18 protein-coding genes and 2 pseudogenes are annotated in these 16,605 nt (G+C 64.7%); 3 read left to right on the top strand and 17 right to left on the bottom strand.

Going from position 1 to position 16,605, the window contains the following annotated elements; genetic code table 11:
* Positions 1 to 42 precede the first annotated feature (42 nt).
* From ACSJDS_RS06940 to ACSJDS_RS06920, 5 genes are all read right to left on the bottom strand, one after another.
* Positions 43 to 270 (bottom strand): HigA family addiction module antitoxin, encoded by a 228-nt coding sequence (locus ACSJDS_RS06940; protein WP_473032627.1) that lies wholly within the window; start codon positions 268 to 270, stop codon positions 43 to 45.
* A gap of 69 nt (positions 271 to 339) precedes the next feature.
* Positions 340 to 618 carry a type II toxin-antitoxin system RelE/ParE family toxin gene (locus tag ACSJDS_RS06935; protein ID WP_473032626.1) on the bottom strand — a complete coding sequence of 93 codons (279 nt, stop codon included), beginning with the start codon at positions 616 to 618 and terminating at the stop codon, positions 340 to 342.
* A gap of 105 nt (positions 619 to 723) precedes the next feature.
* Positions 724 to 1,599 (bottom strand): P-loop NTPase family protein, encoded by an 876-nt coding sequence (locus ACSJDS_RS06930; RefSeq protein ID WP_473032625.1) that lies wholly within the window; start codon positions 1,597 to 1,599, stop codon positions 724 to 726.
* A gap of 175 nt (positions 1,600 to 1,774) precedes the next feature.
* Entirely contained in the window at positions 1,775 to 3,133 is a 1,359-nt protein-coding gene (locus tag ACSJDS_RS06925) for an IS1380 family transposase (protein ID WP_473032624.1), read from the bottom strand.
* A gap of 86 nt (positions 3,134 to 3,219) precedes the next feature.
* A complete protein-coding gene (locus ACSJDS_RS06920; protein WP_473032623.1) occupies positions 3,220 to 3,615 on the bottom strand; it encodes a hypothetical protein in 396 nt (131 codons plus the stop codon).
* A gap of 534 nt (positions 3,616 to 4,149) precedes the next feature.
* Here ACSJDS_RS06920 and ACSJDS_RS06915 point away from each other — a divergent pair.
* Both ACSJDS_RS06915 and ACSJDS_RS06910 read left to right on the top strand, forming a co-directional pair.
* A complete protein-coding gene (locus tag ACSJDS_RS06915; RefSeq protein WP_473032621.1) occupies positions 4,150 to 4,353 on the top strand; it encodes a hypothetical protein in 204 nt (67 codons plus the stop codon).
* A gap of 96 nt (positions 4,354 to 4,449) precedes the next feature.
* Positions 4,450 to 4,977, top strand: coding sequence for a phage integrase N-terminal SAM-like domain-containing protein (locus ACSJDS_RS06910; RefSeq protein WP_473032620.1), 528 nt, complete (start codon positions 4,450 to 4,452; stop codon positions 4,975 to 4,977).
* Positions 4,978 to 5,533: 556 nt separating this feature from the next.
* On the opposite strand, the gene ACSJDS_RS06905 is transcribed toward ACSJDS_RS06910, so the two are convergent.
* The 4 genes and pseudogenes from ACSJDS_RS06905 to ACSJDS_RS06890 form a co-directional block, all read right to left on the bottom strand.
* Positions 5,534 to 6,244 (bottom strand): LrgB family protein, encoded by a 711-nt coding sequence (locus ACSJDS_RS06905; RefSeq protein WP_473032619.1) that lies wholly within the window; start codon positions 6,242 to 6,244, stop codon positions 5,534 to 5,536.
* Positions 6,245 to 6,356: 112 nt separating this feature from the next.
* Positions 6,357 to 6,524: pseudogene (locus ACSJDS_RS06900) on the bottom strand (CidA/LrgA family protein); the annotation flags it as partial.
* Between the two features lie 441 nt (positions 6,525 to 6,965).
* On the bottom strand, positions 6,966 to 7,397 hold the full coding sequence (locus ACSJDS_RS06895; protein ID WP_473032618.1) for an MAPEG family protein: 432 nt from the start codon (positions 7,395 to 7,397) through the stop codon (positions 6,966 to 6,968).
* A 243-nt stretch (positions 7,398 to 7,640) separates the two neighbouring features.
* Entirely contained in the window at positions 7,641 to 9,182 is a 1,542-nt protein-coding gene (locus ACSJDS_RS06890; RefSeq protein ID WP_473032617.1) for a glutamate synthase-related protein, read from the bottom strand.
* Between the two features lie 276 nt (positions 9,183 to 9,458).
* Here ACSJDS_RS06890 and ACSJDS_RS06885 point away from each other — a divergent pair.
* A pseudogene (locus ACSJDS_RS06885) lies at positions 9,459 to 10,872 on the top strand (PhoH family protein).
* A 25-nt stretch (positions 10,873 to 10,897) separates the two neighbouring features.
* Here ACSJDS_RS06885 and ACSJDS_RS06880 read toward each other — a convergent pair.
* From ACSJDS_RS06880 to ACSJDS_RS06845, 8 genes are all read right to left on the bottom strand, one after another.
* Positions 10,898 to 12,418: a proton-conducting transporter transmembrane domain-containing protein gene (locus ACSJDS_RS06880; protein ID WP_473032616.1), complete on the bottom strand. Its 1,521-nt coding sequence runs from the start codon at positions 12,416 to 12,418 to the stop codon at positions 10,898 to 10,900.
* Positions 12,301 to 12,693, bottom strand: coding sequence for a hypothetical protein (locus ACSJDS_RS06875; RefSeq protein ID WP_473032615.1), 393 nt, complete (start codon positions 12,691 to 12,693; stop codon positions 12,301 to 12,303). The genes ACSJDS_RS06880 and ACSJDS_RS06875 overlap by 118 nt, the downstream gene beginning before the upstream one ends.
* Positions 12,690 to 14,195, bottom strand: coding sequence for a complex I subunit 5 family protein (locus tag ACSJDS_RS06870; RefSeq protein ID WP_473032614.1), 1,506 nt, complete (start codon positions 14,193 to 14,195; stop codon positions 12,690 to 12,692). The genes ACSJDS_RS06875 and ACSJDS_RS06870 overlap by 4 nt, the downstream gene beginning before the upstream one ends.
* Positions 14,192 to 14,515: a proton-conducting transporter transmembrane domain-containing protein gene (locus tag ACSJDS_RS06865; RefSeq protein WP_473032613.1), complete on the bottom strand. Its 324-nt coding sequence runs from the start codon at positions 14,513 to 14,515 to the stop codon at positions 14,192 to 14,194. The genes ACSJDS_RS06870 and ACSJDS_RS06865 overlap by 4 nt, the downstream gene beginning before the upstream one ends.
* The gene (locus ACSJDS_RS06860; protein ID WP_473032612.1) at positions 14,512 to 15,612 is read right to left on the bottom strand and encodes a proton-conducting transporter transmembrane domain-containing protein; all 1,101 of its coding nucleotides are present in this window, start codon (positions 15,610 to 15,612) and stop codon (positions 14,512 to 14,514) included. The genes ACSJDS_RS06865 and ACSJDS_RS06860 overlap by 4 nt, the downstream gene beginning before the upstream one ends.
* Positions 15,613 to 15,673: 61 nt before the next feature.
* On the bottom strand, positions 15,674 to 16,117 hold the full coding sequence (locus ACSJDS_RS06855; RefSeq protein ID WP_473032611.1) for an NADH-quinone oxidoreductase subunit K: 444 nt from the start codon (positions 16,115 to 16,117) through the stop codon (positions 15,674 to 15,676).
* Positions 16,069 to 16,350, bottom strand: a complete 282-nt coding sequence (locus ACSJDS_RS06850) for a hypothetical protein (RefSeq protein ID WP_473032610.1) — start codon at positions 16,348 to 16,350, stop codon at positions 16,069 to 16,071. The genes ACSJDS_RS06855 and ACSJDS_RS06850 overlap by 49 nt, the downstream gene beginning before the upstream one ends.
* Positions 16,351 to 16,365: 15 nt before the next feature.
* Complete coding sequence (locus tag ACSJDS_RS06845; protein WP_473032609.1) at positions 16,366 to 16,590, bottom strand: hypothetical protein; 225 nt, start codon at positions 16,588 to 16,590, stop codon at positions 16,366 to 16,368.
* Between the last annotated feature and the right edge of the window lie 15 nt (positions 16,591 to 16,605).

Below are 16,605 nucleotides of genomic sequence, written 5' to 3'. Positions count from 1 at the left end.
GAAGGTTTTGACATCCGGTGCATGGCTTGGTTATGTGCTTCTTCAGGCGGCGACAAGCTTCTTGACCTTAAGCTCTTTACGGTGCTGTTCAGCATGCCAGAGCTCATACTGGGATTGCTGGTTCAGCCAGCTCTCTGCCGAAGTGTCAAACGCAATAGAAAGCCGAATGGCCATCTCTGGACTAATGCCAGCCTTGCCGTTCAACACGGCACTCAGGGTTTTTCGACTCACTCCCAATGCTTCTGCAGCGGCCGTTACAGAGAGGCCCATGGGCTCCAGACAAAGCTCACGCAACACTTCACCAGGGTGGGGGGATTGTGCATCAACATCGGCAATACCTCAGTGGTAATCTTCGTAGCTCACTATCTCGGCGTCTCCGTCCTCGAACCGGAAGGTCACGCGCCAGTTACCACTGACCGTTACTGACCAAATTCCGGCGCGATTCCCCGAGAGCTCGTGCAGCCGAAGGCCTGGCAAGTCCATATCTTTGACGTCAGATGCTGCATTTAGCCTACCGAGAATCAGTCGAAGCCTCTTCGCATGAGCGGCCTGGATCCCTGCGGTGCTGCCGGACTTGAAAAATTTGGCCAAGCCCTTGTGCTTGAAGCTTCGAATCATGCCCTAAGTGTAACCTGTAACGCCTCGGGTGTCAAACGCACATAACGTTGGGCTCAGCCGCCGGTTTGGAGCGGCTGCGAAAGACCGGTCGGCTGCAGCCCTTGGTTAGCCATCCGCAATTTCGGACCACCGTAGGTAGAACAGAAGATAGGGATCTCGAATATCAAAAACGTCGTTTTCCCCATCCCACTCGACCACATTATCGTTTGCGGAATCATTTGCGATATTAGCTGTGTGATAACAAGCGTTTGTGATACTGGAACCACTCGGAGAGGCGCCATTGCATAAAGAACTAATCCTGTCTACCAGTGGCTGATACCTAAAGTTTAGACGAGGAGGGTCGATTGATAGCGCTTTAAGGAGAAGCCGATAGACATCCCCTTGCCATCCAAACTTTGATATGTAAATCTTTCTATCCGAACCTCGGGTTTTAGGTCCATCTAGCATTTTTTCAGCGATTGAACTGTAGTCAGTCGAAGCTACAGTTCTTCGGCATATTTCGTCGAAAAATTCTTTTTCGTATACCAAATCAATTGGGCTATCAGGGACGTCCCTTATCCCCTTTTCCAAACAGGCATTTAAGCACAGATATTGCATTAACTGAGGGGAGCCCGCTGCTTCTTCCGCAAGACGATCTACAAGTCCATTCCTATATACGATATTGGCTTTATCAAACCCCTTGTAAGCAATTTTTTTAAGGAAATCGCTATTCCAATAGTCGAAATCTATTGAGAAGAAACGCCCCCGGAGGTCAGGATTGCTGCGTATTACGTCGTCAGAATGGTAGGGGACAGAGGCACAGATAAACTTCACCCCCTGCCTGATCGCTTCTTTTATTTGTTCAGCTAAGTCAGATTGGATTGACTGCTCGATATAATGAAAGTCGTCAATGAAGACTACGAAATCTGTGTCCGCTAGCTCTCTAATTCCTGAATCAGTGAAGTCGGCGCCGACACTTCCCCTATCACCGCCAGTGCGCATTTTTTGACCTCCGATTCCGTCTCAGCCGCCGAACGCATACCTGCCATGGCCGACCAGGGCGGCGTCGACCGGCGACGGCAGCCCGTTTTGACATGCATTTCTACCCGCCGGGCACGGTGATGCTGGCTGCCGGTGACCGTCAGCCCTCTGCGTGATGTCGTTGTCCGACAGACGATCAGCATGGTGTGCCTCGGGGATAGCGAAGGCGGCATCGCAGGGTGTTCAACACCGTCATGCGCCCGATGTCCTGCCCGAAGTCGAGGATGACCTGCCGTGCCTTGTGGATCACGAGAGCCGCGCGATGTACCAACTCTTGGAGCACGGTGCGGATCCGGCGCCGCTTGGCGGGATGGCGCACCGGGCTCAGCTCGCCGGTCATGCCCATCTGGCCCATCAGCCGCAGGATGTTGTAGGCCAGCTGGGCGAGGTGCAGAATCAGATCATTGGTGGCGAACTTTCCCGACGGCAGCCGCTCCAGGTCGAGATCGGTCTTGATCTCGCTGTGAAACTGCTCATGAGTGGCATGCGCCTGGTAGCGTTTGATCACCGCCTCCGGCGCCTCGTCCAGGCTGGTCCACCAGCCTTCCAGCTCATAGTCCGGTTCGAGCAGTAACTGGCCATCGTGATCGGCGGTGCGCTCCACCAGACGCATCACGCGCTTGAGCTCGTACTCAGACCGACCATCGCGGATCGAGACGGTCTGCGTCCATAGTGCCTGGCGCTTTCCGGGGCGCAATTCTTCCCAATAGTCCGCCGCCACGGCCAGCCAGGTGTCCTGATCGGCCGTGGCCGAGTCCCGCGGGTTCCATTTGACGAGGTAGTCCAGCTGGCGGCCTTCCTCGGCAAAGGCCAGCCGCTGCCGTTCGAGAAGGGCCAGATGCGCTTGGCTGTCGAAGCCGCTGTCCTCACGCAGCAAGATAGGTCGCTCGGTCAGGCCTTGGGCGCGGGGCAGCACCCGCTCCAGGAAGGCGTTGCTCTCCTTCATGGTGTGCTGCTTGCCGGGACGCAGTTCCAGGCCCAGACACCACCCTTCGTTGCCCAGGTAGGCGGCGATTGGGGTGTAGCCGTCGACCTTCTTGTAGGTCCGCGAGACGCCTTCCTTCTTCGAGTTGCTGTTGTCCATGACGAAGGTGTCGATGTCGAGGCAGACATGTGTCGTCTCGGCGGTGATCGGTGCCTCCACCAGCGACAGCAGGGTGGTGGACCAGGTGGCGGTGCGTGCCTGCAGGTCGTTGGCGGCAAGCTTCTCCAGCCGCTGTCGCAGCGTCGCCGTGCTCGGCACCTTCTGCAGGGTCAGCAGTTGCTGGAAGGGCTTGTCGCGACGGAAGTTTTCGATGGCATCATAGTCGCTCATGCCCAGGCACAGCAGGCCCAGGTAGCTCTTGACCACGTCGCTGGTGCGCATGCCCAGCGTGGTGGGGAAGCGGCTGTCGATGCTGTCGACGCCGGCGATCTCGAAGCACTGCCCGATGATGGATAGCCCGGCGTGGCTGGTAAGGGTGCGGCGACTGGCGCGGAATTTGACGTTGGGCATGGCACTGTCTGGGTGAATGGCGATATCAGGTATATTGCCATGCAGGTCAGTGGGTTAGAAGCGCTTCAGGGGGCAGCCTCACGGATTCAGGTAATTAGCAGCTGCAAGAAATCAATCGCTGCCGTTTCTGACTCAGCTTGGCTACGACCATAACTCGCCGATGCAGATGTCTCCCCCTTCGCTTTCGCAACGAGAATTCCACCCTCCCCTCCAACCTTGCCTCCGATCGTTCCCGATTTCGTAGCGCTAGTACTGGAGCTCTTTTCAATCGGAGTTCCTATTATGTCGAAAACTCGCAGCCAAAGATCGGAGGGTGTTTTCACTCCAGCCCCGGTTACCTGGATTAAATTATCTCTTCCCAAAACATTCTCGACGAAGACAGTTTTACCGGACTTTGAGGGTCCAGATATTGACACCAGCATTGAGCCATCTTCAATTGTATCCTTCAGCTGATCTTCCTTATCTTTTAGGTGATCATCCACGTAGGTCCATGTTGGGAATCGTCCAGGTGTAAAGATTTCTCTGGTTCTCATTTCACCCTCAATTTAATTCTGATTGGCTAACGCGGAGCGCACCGGTGGCCTTTTTGAAGCGAAGCGGAAAAAAGGACATCCGTGTGCCGCGAATTGTTAAATTTTTACCTCAATGCACCTTTGCGATCTGCATACCGAAGAACTGCAGCAAGACGCCGAAGAACCCGGTTTGAGGAGATAGTCTTTGGATCGATAAAAACGTCCATTCCTGACCCATACCTCAGTAAATGTTGAGAATAGAGCTGGTTAAGTTCTGTGACTTCCGCTTGCACCCCTCTGGCTCGCAAATTGATGCCAGATACCTGCTCAACCTCTCTCAGCAATTTGTCCAAATTGTGTCCGATGCTTCTTAGCTGAGGTTCGTACTTATCGTAGTTCTGGAGCAAGAGGTAACCCTTCCCCAAGACTTCAATTCCCTGGCATAAAAGGTGCAGAACTACGTATTCATAACCGCCTTGCTTTCGAAGTAGCAAGGCGGCACCCATGAAAGATTTTCCCTTCTCGCACATGGATAATGCGATCAAGCGTTTACCATGTGGAGTCCAGTTGCTCATGACACCTGAAAGTTCCATAAATTTAACAGTGATTGGACGGCGCGTCCTGATATTGAATGAACATCCTGCGCGTTCAACGATTTTATCTGACGCGCCCCTTCTCTCCCAACGCATTGATTTTGCACCAGATTAAGTATAGCTCGGCCACCCATGCAGAATTCGCGCGCTTGCGCGTTTTGCCGGAACCAATAATACTGTATGTATATCCATATCAAGAGGGAGCCGCTGTATGGATACGCGCACCAGGCCGCCAAAGCTGATGGACCGTGTGAAGGCCACCATGCGGGTGAAGCGCTACAGCCCACGTACCGAGAAAACCTACTGCTACTGGATACGCTACTTCATTCGCTTCCATGGCGTGCGCCACCCTTCCAGCATGGGTGGCTCCGAGGTGCGTGCCTTCCTGGAACACCTTGCGGTGGAGCGCCAGGTGGCAGCCGCCACGCAGAACCAGGCGCTGAATGCTATCGTCTTTCTCTATCGCCATGTTCTCGAGCAGCCCTTGGGAGAGATCGGTGAATTCTCACGCGCCAAGCGCCCACGCCGATTGCCGGTAGTGCTATCCCATGAGGAAGTGATGCGCGTACTGGGCCACCTTTCCGGCTCCATGTATCTGATGGGGACATTGATGTACGGCTCAGGGCTGCGGCTCATCGAAACATGCCGCCTACGTGTCCGGGATATCGACTTCGAGCGTCAGGTGATTACGGTGAGGGCTGGCAAGGGCTTTGCCGGCGTGCGCAGCCCTCTGGGATAAGGAAAATCGAGGCGTTCAGGCACGCTACCGCCAGGGGATGCGGGTCACCAGCCCCCTCCTGGCGGTTACAGGCCGCCTGGATGCCATCATCGGATTACGCAGGAGTCCGATTCAGTCATCGAGGCAGCCAGAGATTTTTCTCACGAAAAAGATTGGCTCTTCACACTTTGGCGTGAATCCGTGCTTCTGGCTGCACTATGGGAGTCCGGCCCTGCCAGCGGTTCGACGCTTCGACGAAGGCGCCGCAGGCCCCTTTGGCAGTGCTGCGCACTGCTTCGCGAGCTAAAGTCGAGGCGTCGAACCGTCCCTCCCACAAAGCCATTTCACGCCAGTCTGCGATGATCCAAAAGAGTCGGGATTAGGCCACTGCTTCAGCCCGCTTAGCGCCAACCTACCGCCTTCTTCCGTGTAAATCCATGCGGTCGGGCCCGGCGATTGACCTTGGTCGCATCGGCGTGGGCGATGACTTACAGCATGTAAGCTATTTCTTACATCACTTGGCAGACTGAGGCTGCGCTGGCGTGTAAGGCGGCATTCGCCCTTGCCCTGGGGCGCTCTACAGCCCCAGCAGCTGCCATGCCAGCGGCAGGAAGAGCGCGGTGAATATCCCTGTCAGGCTCATGCCGAGCGAAGCGAAGGCGCCGGCGGTGGGGCCGAGCTCGAAGGCGCGCACGATACCGATGGCGTGGCCGTTCACCCCCAGCGCGAAGCCGAGGATGCGCGGGTCGGTGATGTTGAGCAGGCGGGCCAGCAGGGAGACGAAGAGGGTGGTCAGCACCCCGGTGATCAGCAGCCCGCCCAGCATCAGCGAGACCGAGCCGCCGATCTGCTCCACGATGCCGATGCTCAGAGGGGCGGTGACCGACTTGGGGGCCAGCGAGGCCAGCACGATGGGCGGCGCCCCCAGCAGCCAGGCGATCAAGACGGCGTAGAGCGCGGCCAGCATGGCGGCCAGGGGCAGGCAGCAGAGAATCGGCTTCCACAGGGCGACGATATGCCGGCGCTGCTGGTAGAGCGGCACCGCCAGCGCCACGGTGGCGGGGCCCAGCAGCAGCGTCAGCCCGGCCACGTTGCGCTGGTAGTCGGCGAAATCGAGGCGCAGCAGCCACAGGCCTGCCGCCGTGAGCACGGCGCCGATCAGCACCCCCGGGCACCAACTGGGCCGGCCCATGCGCTCGAACAGCGCCATGCCGGCGAGGTAGGCCGCCAGGGTCAGGGCAACGGCGAGTGCCGGGGTGTCCAGCAGCGAGGCGTAGAGGTCGTTCATGCCGGGGACTCCCTTCGTCGCGCTCCGTGTCTTCGCTGGGCATGAAGCGCCGCATCAGCCACAGCGTGGTCAACACGCTAAGGAAGGTGCCCACCAGCAGCGCCACCATCACCGCCGTCCAGTGGCCGGCGAACTCGTCGATCACGAAGAACACCCCCACCACCCCGGGCATGATCAGCATGGCGAGCAGCGGTATCAGCGCCTGGCTCGCCGTGGCGACGCTTTCGCTGAGCCCTCGACTCACCAGCAGCCAGGCCAGCAGCAGCAGGAGCCCCGCCATGGCGTGGGAGACCGGGAGCGCCAGCGCTTCGACGAGCACCTGGCCGAGCAGTTGGAAACCGAGCAGCCAGAGAAAGCCGCGCAAGAGTGTCATGTCGCCCCCATCCGGAAAGTGATCCGTCTATGGCCCCGCTGTGACTATCGAGGGAGAGCGGGTGCAGAGGTGAAGGGCAAAGGTTAACACGCTATCGGTTGCGTGGCGGGCACGCCGGGCGCATCGGTGTTGTCGTCGATGAGATCGTCAGGCCGAGGCGCCAAGCAGCGAAAAGAAGGTTCATCGCAGACTGGCGTGAACTTACCCTGTGGGAGGGACGGTTCGACGTCTCGACTTCAGCTCCGGTTCGACGCTTCGATGAAGCAGTGCGCAGCACTGCCAAAGGGGCGCCTGCGGCGCCTTCGCCCGGCAGAGCCGGCCTCCCACCAGAGAACCTGCCAAACATGTTCACGCTAAAGTGCGAAGAGCCGAAAAGAAGAAGGCGACCCACAGCCCCATCAGCAGCACGAAGCTCGACATGAACGCCGCCAGGCGGTGCATCACCTTGTTATACGTGCAGTGGATGAGGCTGTGCACCGCGCGGAGGGCGACGAAGAGCCAGGCGCCGAGGGCCAGCCAATCCGGCGTATGCTGCACGGCGAGGGATACGGCTGCCAGCCCGTAGAAGAGCACCGGCACTTCGAACAGGTTACGAAAGTTGTCGGCGGCCTGGACGTTCTCCAGCCGCGCGGACATCTGCAACGAGGTCGCGGCGGACTGCGGGTGGATGCGCTTTTCCCGCATTTCCGTGACCCGGGTATAGAGCAGCCGGATGCCGACGAGGAAGGTCAGGATCGCCAGCGCCAGCATGGCGCCGACGAGCGTGATATGAGCAGTCATATGGAGGTCCCCTGGTCAGTGCGCCCCTCAAGCTACCGATTTCCTTGAGGCAACGCCAGATCGCCCCGGGACCCTGGCCAGGCTTACAGCAGATGGAGAGATCTCTTACATGGAGGATTCACACCGAGACCGACAGCGACACCGCCGCCGCGGGATCACGCACTCCCCGGCACAAGGGGCGAGGGAGGATGGGCCGGCGCCGCCCAGGCGGCGCCGCCCAGGCGGCGCCGGCAGGTGCTGAGGTTAGCCGGCCGGCGGTTCCAGGCCGGCGTAGCGGACCCCGGTGAGCAGGGCCATTTCCCGATGCCAGGTGGCCAGGTCGTCCTTGTGGAACTGGCTCAGGGCGTCGTGGCCGCAGGCCCGGGCCATCACCTGCATCAGCTGGGTGGAGGCTTCGAAGAAGGTCTTCAGGCGCTGGGCGGAGCGGTCGACGTCGAGGCGCTGCCGCAGCTCCTCCTTCTGGGTGGCCACGCCGGCCGGGCAGTTGTTGGTGTGGCACATCCGCGCCGACACGCAGCCCACCGCCTGGATGGCGCTGTTGGCCAGGGCGATGCCGTCGGCGCCCAGGGCCAGGGCCTTGACGAAATCGATGGGCACTCGCAGCCCGCCGGTGATGATCAGCGTTACCCGGCCGCTGGCCTTCTGGGCATCCAGGTAGCGACGGGCGCGGGCCAGGGCGGGGATCGTCGGCACGCTGATATGGTCGCGGAAGATCTCCGGGGCCGCCCCGGTGGCGCCCCCGCGGCCGTCGAGGATGACGTAGTCGGCGCCGGCATCCAGGGCGAACTGGATATCCCGCTCGATATGATTGGCGCTGAGCTTGAAGCCCACCGGCACCCCGCCGGTGATCTCCCGCACCCGGTCGGCGAAGGCGCGGAAGTCGGCCACCGTGACGAGATCCTCGAAGGTGGGAGGAGAGGTCGCGTCGGTGCCCTCCTCCAGCCCCCTGACCTGGGAAATCTTGCCGCGGTTCTTGATGCCGGGGAGATGCCCACCGGTGCCGGTCTTGGCGCCCTGCCCGCCCTTGAAGTGGAAGGCCTGGACGCGCTCCAGCAGCTCCTCCCGATAGCCGAACTTGGCGCTGGCCAGCTCATAGAAGTAGCGTGAGTTCTCGGCCTGCTCCTCGGGCAGCATGCCGCCCTCGCCGGAGCAGATCCCGGTGCCGGCCAGCTCGGCGCCGCGGGCCAGGGCGATCTTGGCCTCCTCCGAGAGGGCACCGAAGCTCATGTCCGAGACGAACAGCGGGATCTTCAGCGTCAGCGGCTTCTTGGCCTCGGGGCCGATGACCAGCTCGGTGGCCACCTCGGCGTCTTCCATCAGCGGCCGCGTTGCCAGCTGGGCCACCATGAGCTGCAGGTCGTCCCAGTGCGGCAGGGTGTGGCGCGGCACGCCCATGGCGGTGATCGGGCCGTGGGCGCCCATCTTGGAGAGCCCCTCCTCGGCCAGTTGGTGGATGAACGCCACCGTGGGCTCCTCCTGAGTGGCCTTGGCGATCACCCTGTCGTCGCCGCTGGCGCCCGGCCCCTCCTTGCCTACCTGGTCGCTGCTGAACGACTTGTGGGTGCCGTCACAGAAAGGCATGTCCTTGGAGTGCTTGCATCGACAGAAATACCCCTCGCCGCCCTCCTCGGCCGTGTACTTCTGCGGCTTGAAGCCGGTATCCGCATGGGAGCCGTCACAAAAGGGCTGGTCGCTGGATCGACCGCAGGTGCAGAAGAAGTAGGTCTCTCCCTTCTCAAGCGTTTGCTTGATCGGCTTGTTGTCGGAAATCACCGGGTTGCTCATCACGGGTCGCCTTATTCTGAGAAATCGCCCCTATCACCATAGTCGCCGCCGCCGGAGGACGCTTTCACGCTGCATCATCCCCGCGGCTAGCGTTGAAGCCATCGACGGTAGCCGCGGAGCCGAGGCTTCATGCTGATGTCATAAAGCCAAGCAGGGCGAAACGGAGGAGATCACGCAACGCAGGTGACACTGGCCACGAGGGAGCCCGGCTGTCATGTGACGGTAAGGTGTCAGTGCCAGTGTCGAAGGTGCCGTCAACCCAGGAGTGCTGCCCCGATGGTACGACTCGACAAGAAAGCCAAGCGGCTCTACGTACTGGACACCAACGTCCTGCTTCACGACCCCGCTGCCCTGTATCAGTTCGAGGAACACGAGGTGGTCATTCCCATGACCGTGCTCGAGGAGCTCGACAAGCACAAGAACGGCATGCGCGAGATCGCTCGCACCGCCCGCCAGGTCAGCCGTACCCTCTCTGATCTGACCAATCAGGTGACCTTCGACGAGATCCAGCGCGGCATCCCCATCCCCCGCGCCGGCGGCACGCCGCTCGGCCGGCTGCGGTTCCTCTGCTATCCCGAACTCGAGCCCCTGGAGCATCTGGAGGAGAGTCCCGACAACTGCCTGCTGGCGGAGACCTGTCGACTACGCGACGAACGCCCCGACGCCTCGGTGATTCTGGTCACCAAGGACATCAACCTGCGGGTCAAGGCCGCCGCCCTGCGCGTGCCGGTGGAGGACTACCTCACCGACCGCGCCTTCAGCGACAGCGATGCCATGCCCGACGGCGTGCGCATCTACCCCGATGCCGACAGCGACGGCAGCGGCCCCTGGGAGGCGCTGAACGTGGAGGTCGCGGTGGAGCGGGTCGACCACCACACCTTCTACCAGCTCAGCGGCGAGCTGCCCGGCGACTGGCACCTGGGCATGCTGGTCTCCGACAGCGAGAACGGTGCCGGCTTCGAGGCCATCGTACGCGAACTCTCCCCGGCCAGGCTCGGCTGCAGCTGCTCACCAACTATCGCCACAAGGCCGGCGCCTGGGGCGTTCACGCCCACGACAGCCGCCAGAACTTCGCCTTGAACCTGCTGATGGACGACGATATCGACCTGGTGACCATCGCCGGGAGCGCCGGCACCGGCAAGACCTACATGACCCTGGCCGCCGCCTTCCAGCAGACCCTGGATGCCAAGCGCTTCGAGCGCATCGTCTTCACCCGGGCGCCGATCTCCATGAGCGAGGACATCGGCTATCTGCCCGGCACCGAGGAGGAGAAGATGTCGCCCTGGATGGGGGCCTTCCACGACAACATGGATAACCTGCTGCGCGACGAGAAGGACGGCTCGACCAGCTGGAGCGAGGACGCCACCCGCACCCTGATCGGCTCGCGGGTGCAGATCCGCGCCCCGGGCTTCATGCGCGGGCGCACCCTCAACGACACCTTCCTGATCATCGACGAGGCGCAGAACTTCACGCCCAAGCAGCTCAAGTCGCTGCTGACCCGCGCCGGGCGCAATACCAAGATCGTCTGCCTGGGCAATGTGGGCAGATCGATACGCCCTATCTCACCGCCAACACCTGCGGCATGGCGGCGGTGGTGCAGCGGTTCCGCGACTGGCCCCACGCCGGCCACGTGACGCTGAGAAGCGTGGAGCGCTCGCGGCTGGCACTGGCCGGCGAAGAGCTACTGTAATCTCCATAGGTTGGGGTAGCCCCCACTACCCCAACCAAAACCCCACCAGCAGCAGCAGCGCCACCCCCACCATCAGCGGCACCGCCAGGCGGCGGAAGCCGCGCTCATAGCGGCTCAGCTCGGCGAGCCCTTTGAGCAGGCGCCGCTCGGCCTCCACAAGCCGCTCGCGCCGCCGCGAGGCCCAGCCCTCGAGCGCCCGGCCGGCTCCGTCCAGGGCGCCGACCAGCTGCTGGGCCAGGGAGGCATAGAGCCACCAGAAATCGCCGGGCAGCAGCCGCCGGCTGATCCGCCAGGGCAGCGCCCGGGCCAGCTGCCAGACCGCTACCGCCAGCACCAGGCCCAGCCCCACCGGCCACAGCAGGCCCACCAGCTCCTCGGCGGGCGGCCAGTGCGGCCCCGGTCCGGCCATCGGCAGCCATAGCGGCACCGTGGCGGCCAGCGCCACACTGGCCAGCCAGGTCACCGGCATGGGTGCCCAGGTAGCGCCCTCGGCCTCGCCCCGCTCGCGCCACTGGCGCCACAGCGCCCGCGCCATCAGCGCCGTGGTGCCCACCGCCGCCAGGCTCAGCCACAGCACCAGCGTCGATAAGCCGCCGTCGTAGAGCGCCGCCTTCAGGGTCCACTTGGTGGAAAGCCCCGAGGCCAGCGCCCCGGTCAGCGATAGCGCCGGCAGCGCCAGCAGGGCCCACAGCAGCCAGGCCGGCAGGCGCGGGGGGTGCTCGCTGATGCCGACGCCCAAGAACAGCGCGCCCTTGGTCATGCCATGGTGGGCGGCGAACAGCACCAGCGCCGCCGAAAGCGCCGGCCACAGCGCCGGGGCCGCCAGGCCCGCGCCGAGGGCGGCGGTGAGCATGCCCATCTGGCTGACGCTGGAGTAGGCCAGCACCGCCTTGGGGTGGCGCTGGGTGACCCCGAACAGGGCGGCCACGAAGGCCCCCGCCAGCCCCAGCACGATCGCCACTCGCCCCAGGGACTCGAGCCCGGCCGCGGGGTCACCCAGGGGCAACGTGCCCAGCCAGCCCAGCAGGCCGGCCTTGATCATCACCCCGCTGAGCACGGCGCTGGCCGGCGTCGGCGCCACCGGGTGGGCCAGCGGCAGCCAGACGTGCAGCCCCACCACGCCGGCCTTGACGCCGAAGCCCAGCCACAGCAGGGTGGCCATCCAGCTCCCTCGCTCGGCGGCGGCGATGCCCTCGCGCAGGCCGCCGAGAGTCAGCGCTTCGGCGCTGCCGGCGGCCCACAGCAGCCCGGCGAGGATCATCGCCTCGCCGAACAGCGCCAGAATCAGGTAGGCCCGCGCGCCCAGCTGGGCGTCGCGATTGCCAGCATGCACCACCAGGCCGTAGGCGGCGAAGGTCATCACCGCGAAGCCGAGATAGAAGCTGGGAATGTCTTCGGCGAGGATCAGCAGCAGGTTGCCGGCCAGGGTCAGCGGCCACAGCAGCGCCAGGCCCAGCAGGCGGCGGAAGGCGCCTCCGTGACCGGCCTCCGCCACCTGCTGTTCGGCGGCCAGATAGCCGCGGGCATAGCCCCCGCCAGCAGCCACAGCAGGGCGCTGAACGCCAGCCAGGGGCGGCGGGTCTCGTCGAGCTGCCAGAGCCCGCCGAGCAGCCAGCCATCGAGCAGTAGCGCGCCTTCCCCCGGCCACAGCGCCAGGAGCAGCGCCGGCAGCGGCGCCGTGACCCAGACCCCATCGAGCAGCTGCGGCCGCTGGCCCGGCCGCCACAGGCCGTCCTGCTCCATCATCAGCCGCAGCGGGTTGCGCAGCATCACCACCAGCGGCCAGGCCACGGCCAGCGCGATCAGCAGCTCGACCATCATGGCAGGTACTCCTCGGTGGCCACCAGGGTCGCCAGGTCCAGGGGGCTGAACGGCAGGCCGGCCAGCAGCCCCGCCAGCAGGCTGAACAGCGCCGTGACCACCGCCGGCCACAGCAGCCAGCCGCTGGTCTCCAGCCGCCCCAGGCGCTGCTCTGCGGGCCACTCGCCGCGGCCGTGATCCGGGCCGGGCCGGAACCACAGACGGTGCAGGATAGGCAGGAAATAGGCAGCGTTGAGCAGGCTGCTGGCCACCAGCACGGCGATCACCCAGGGCATGCCGGCCTGCACGGCGCCCAGGCCCAGGTACCACTTGCTGATGAAACCGGCCACCGGTGGCAGCCCGATCATCCCCAGCGCGCCCACGGTGAAGGCCAGGCTGGTGAGCGGCATGCGCCGCCCCGCTCCATCGAGCTCGTCGATACGATGAATGCCCAGCTCTTCGGCGTAGTTGCCGGCGCAGTAGAACAGCGTGACTTTCATCAGCCCCTGGTGCATCAGGTGAACGAGCCCGGCGATGGTGCCGAAGGGGCCGAACAGGCTGATCCCCAGCACGATGTAGGAGACCTGGCTGACCGTGGAGAAGGCCAGCCGCGGCTTGAGCTCCTGCTGGGCCAGGGCGCGCACCGAGCCGTAGAGGATGGTCACACAGGCCACCGCCGTGAGAACCCCGAGCAGCCCCAGTTCGAAGCTCAGCTGGATGCCGTAGACGTCGTAGACCAGCCGCACGATGCCGAAGGCACCGGCCTTGACCACCGCCACCGCGTGCAACAGCGCGCTGACCGGAGCCGGCGCCACCATGGCGCGAGGCAGCCAGCCGTGCAGCGGCACCAGCGCCGCCTTGACCGCAAGCCCCAGCAGTAGCACCAGGAAGAGCCCGACCAGCAGCGGCCGGCACTCCGGGTCGAGCGCGGCCAGCGCCTCGCGCTCGCCGAAGGTGACATCGCCCACCAGGGCGTGCAGCCCCACCACGCCGAGCAGCAGCACCAGCCCGGCGGTCAGGGTGTAGCGCAGGTATAGGCTGCCGGCGGCCAGCGCCTTGGGGCTGCCACGGTGCACCACCAGCGGATAGGTGGAGAGCGTGAGCATCTCGTAGAACAGCAGGAAAGTGAACAGGTTGCCGGCCAGGGAGATGCCGATGGTGCTGGCCACGCAGAGGCTGAAGAAGCCGAAGAAGCGCTTGCGGTTGGAGGAGTCCTCCAGGTAGCCGATGGCGTAGACGGTGGTGGCCAGCCACAGCAGCGACGACAGGCCGGCGAACATCATCCCCAAGGCATCGACCTTGAGCAGAAAGTCGACACCGTCCACCACGGTGAAGGCGAACTGATAGTCGCGGCCCCGGTAGAGCCCCACCACCATCAGCCCCACCAGCAGCAGCTTGGCCAGGGCGGCGGCGAGGTTGAGCACCGCCCGGGCTCGCCAGGCGCGCTCCGGCAAGGCGAAGATCATCGGCGCCACCAGCAGCGAGGTGGCCAGGGTGGCAAGGGGCAGCCAGGCGGCGTTCATGACGCACCTCCCAGCTGCAGCAGGGCCAGCGGCCACTGGGCCACCAGGCCCAGCGCCATGGCGACGAGGGCCAGCAGCAGGGCGATCATGTCCATGCTGCGGGGGACCGGGGTGAAGTCGTGCCGCGGGGCCTGCTCGTCGAAGGTGTAGCGGAACACGCGAAACACATAGGCGGCGCTGAGCAGCGTGCCCACCGCCAGCACCACCAGCCAGGGCCAGTGGCCGGCGGCGAGCGAGGCGTGCAGCAGCAGCCACTTGGCGGTGAAGCCGGCACTCGGCGGCAGGCCCACCAGGCTCACCGCGGCGATGCCGAAGCTCAACAGCGAGAGCGGGAAGCGCCGGCTCGCCCGGCCATGGCGGCCACCTTCGATTCACCGGTGGCCAGCATCAGGTTGCCGGCGGCCAGGAACATGGCCGCCTTGGCCAGGCCGTGGGCGGCCAGCTGCAGCCAGGTGCCCTCCCAGGCGATGGCGGCCACCGCCGGCGCCGTGCCCACCAGCAGCGGAAAGCCCAGTAGCAGGTAGCCCAGCTGCGACACCGTGGACCAGGCCACCACGTCCTTGAGCTTGGCCGCTCGCCAGGCCATCAGTCCGCCCCAGATGACCGCCGCCCCACCCATGGCGCCCACGGTCCAGGCGGCCACCGCGGCATCGGGCACCAGCACCAGCCACAGCTTCAGGGCGATGAAGAAGGAGGCCTTGATCACCAGCGCCGCGTGCAGCGCACTGACCGGGGTCCAGGCCGAGGCATGCACCGGCGCCAGCCAGGCGTGCAGCGGGAAGGCCGCCGCCTTGAGCAGCAGCCCGGCGCTAAGCAAGGCCATGGCCACCCACAGCAGCACCCCTGGCTCGGCCGCGGCGGCCAGCCCCACCAGGTCCAGCCGCCCCCAGGCCGCCAGCAGCAGCGCCACACCAAGCAGAAAGGCCAGCGAGCCAACCAGCGCCAGCAGCAGGTAGCGCATGCCCGCGGCCAGGGCCTCGACCCGCCCTGGCAGCAGCATCAGCCCCACCGCCGCCAGCCCCATCAGCTCCAGGCCGACGTAGAGCGTCAGCAGGTCGGCGGCGAACCAGATCAGCGACAGGCTGGCGGTCAGCGCCCCCAGCAGCGGCCACAGCCAGGCCGCGCCGATGCCGTGGGATACCCCGTCGCCCCGCAGATAGGCCGGGGCATAGGCGGCGCTGGCCAGGGTCAGCAGCTGGGTCAGCAGCAGCAGCACCAGGCTGAGGCCGCCGGCACGCAGGTGCAGCGTCAGGCTGCCCACCTCGAACGTCCAAACCTGAACGCCCTGGTTGCCCACCAGCCACGCCAGCCAGGCGCTGACCAGCAGCGGCAGCAGGGCCAGCCCCGCCACCGGCCCGCTTCGCGAGGGGCGCAGCAGCCCACCCAGCACGCCGAGCACCAGCGGCAGGCCCAGCACCAGCAGCAGCGGGACGACGCCGCTCGTGGTGTCCTCAGGGGGATGAGGCCCAGGCGCTCGATCATGAGGCGGCGCCGCCGCTGCTGGCGGCCTTCATGACCCGCCGGCCATCCAGGGCATTGAGGCGGCGGATCAGCAGCGCGCCCAGTGCCGTGCCCAGCAGCGCCACCACCAGCCCGGTGATCACCAGGCCCTTGCCGGCCGCCGGCGCTGTGTCCCGCACCAGCGAGATCAGCAGCAGGAAGATCCCGGTGCCGATCACATTGAAGGCCAGCAGGCGCCGCAGCAAGTGGCGGTGCAGGGCGAAGGCCCACAGGCCGAGGCCCAGCAGGGTGATGCCCGCCAGTCGCAGCGGTTCGGTGCCCTGACGCACATCGGGCAGGGCCGCCAGCGCCAGGCCCAGCATGCCCATGGCCGTCAGCGCCGGCAGCAGGCGGGCCAGGCCGCGCGGCCAGGTCAGCGGTACCGGGTCGCGCCAGCGCGCCAGGCGCCCTCGCGGCGCCACGCCCCTCGCCTGACGCCCAGCGCCAGGAACAGGAAGGCGCCGGTCAGTACCGCCCCCAGCAGCGCTTCCAGCGCGGCCAGCCAGACGAAGCCCAGCTGCCACCACGCCAGGGCAACGGCCAGGGCGAAGATCACGAAGACCGCGCAGGCCCGCACCAGGTGACGGTCGAACAGGCTCAGCCCTGCCATCACCACCAGCGCCAGGGCCAGCGGCCATTCACCGATTAACGGCATGTGATGGCTCGGCGCCTAGCGGGCAGGGCGATTGACGACGGTCTCGAGCAGCGCTTCGCTTTCGCTCCCTGGGCCGAGCCGCAGGAAGGTCAAGGCGTCATGGTAGCGGCAGAAGTCGTGCTTGCAGGAAGCGCAGCGCACCGGATCGTCGACGTTATGCGTCCGGGAGACGCGAAACAGATGGCTGCCGCACTGTGGGCAGGCGACCGGCAGACGAATCTCTTCGTTAAGGTCAGGCATGGCGATGCGCTCCTC

The organism is Halomonas sp. SL18_1 (assembly GCF_055755715.1).
Note: the sequence above shows the minus strand (reverse complement) of the source record. Positions and strands in the feature narration are given on the sequence as shown.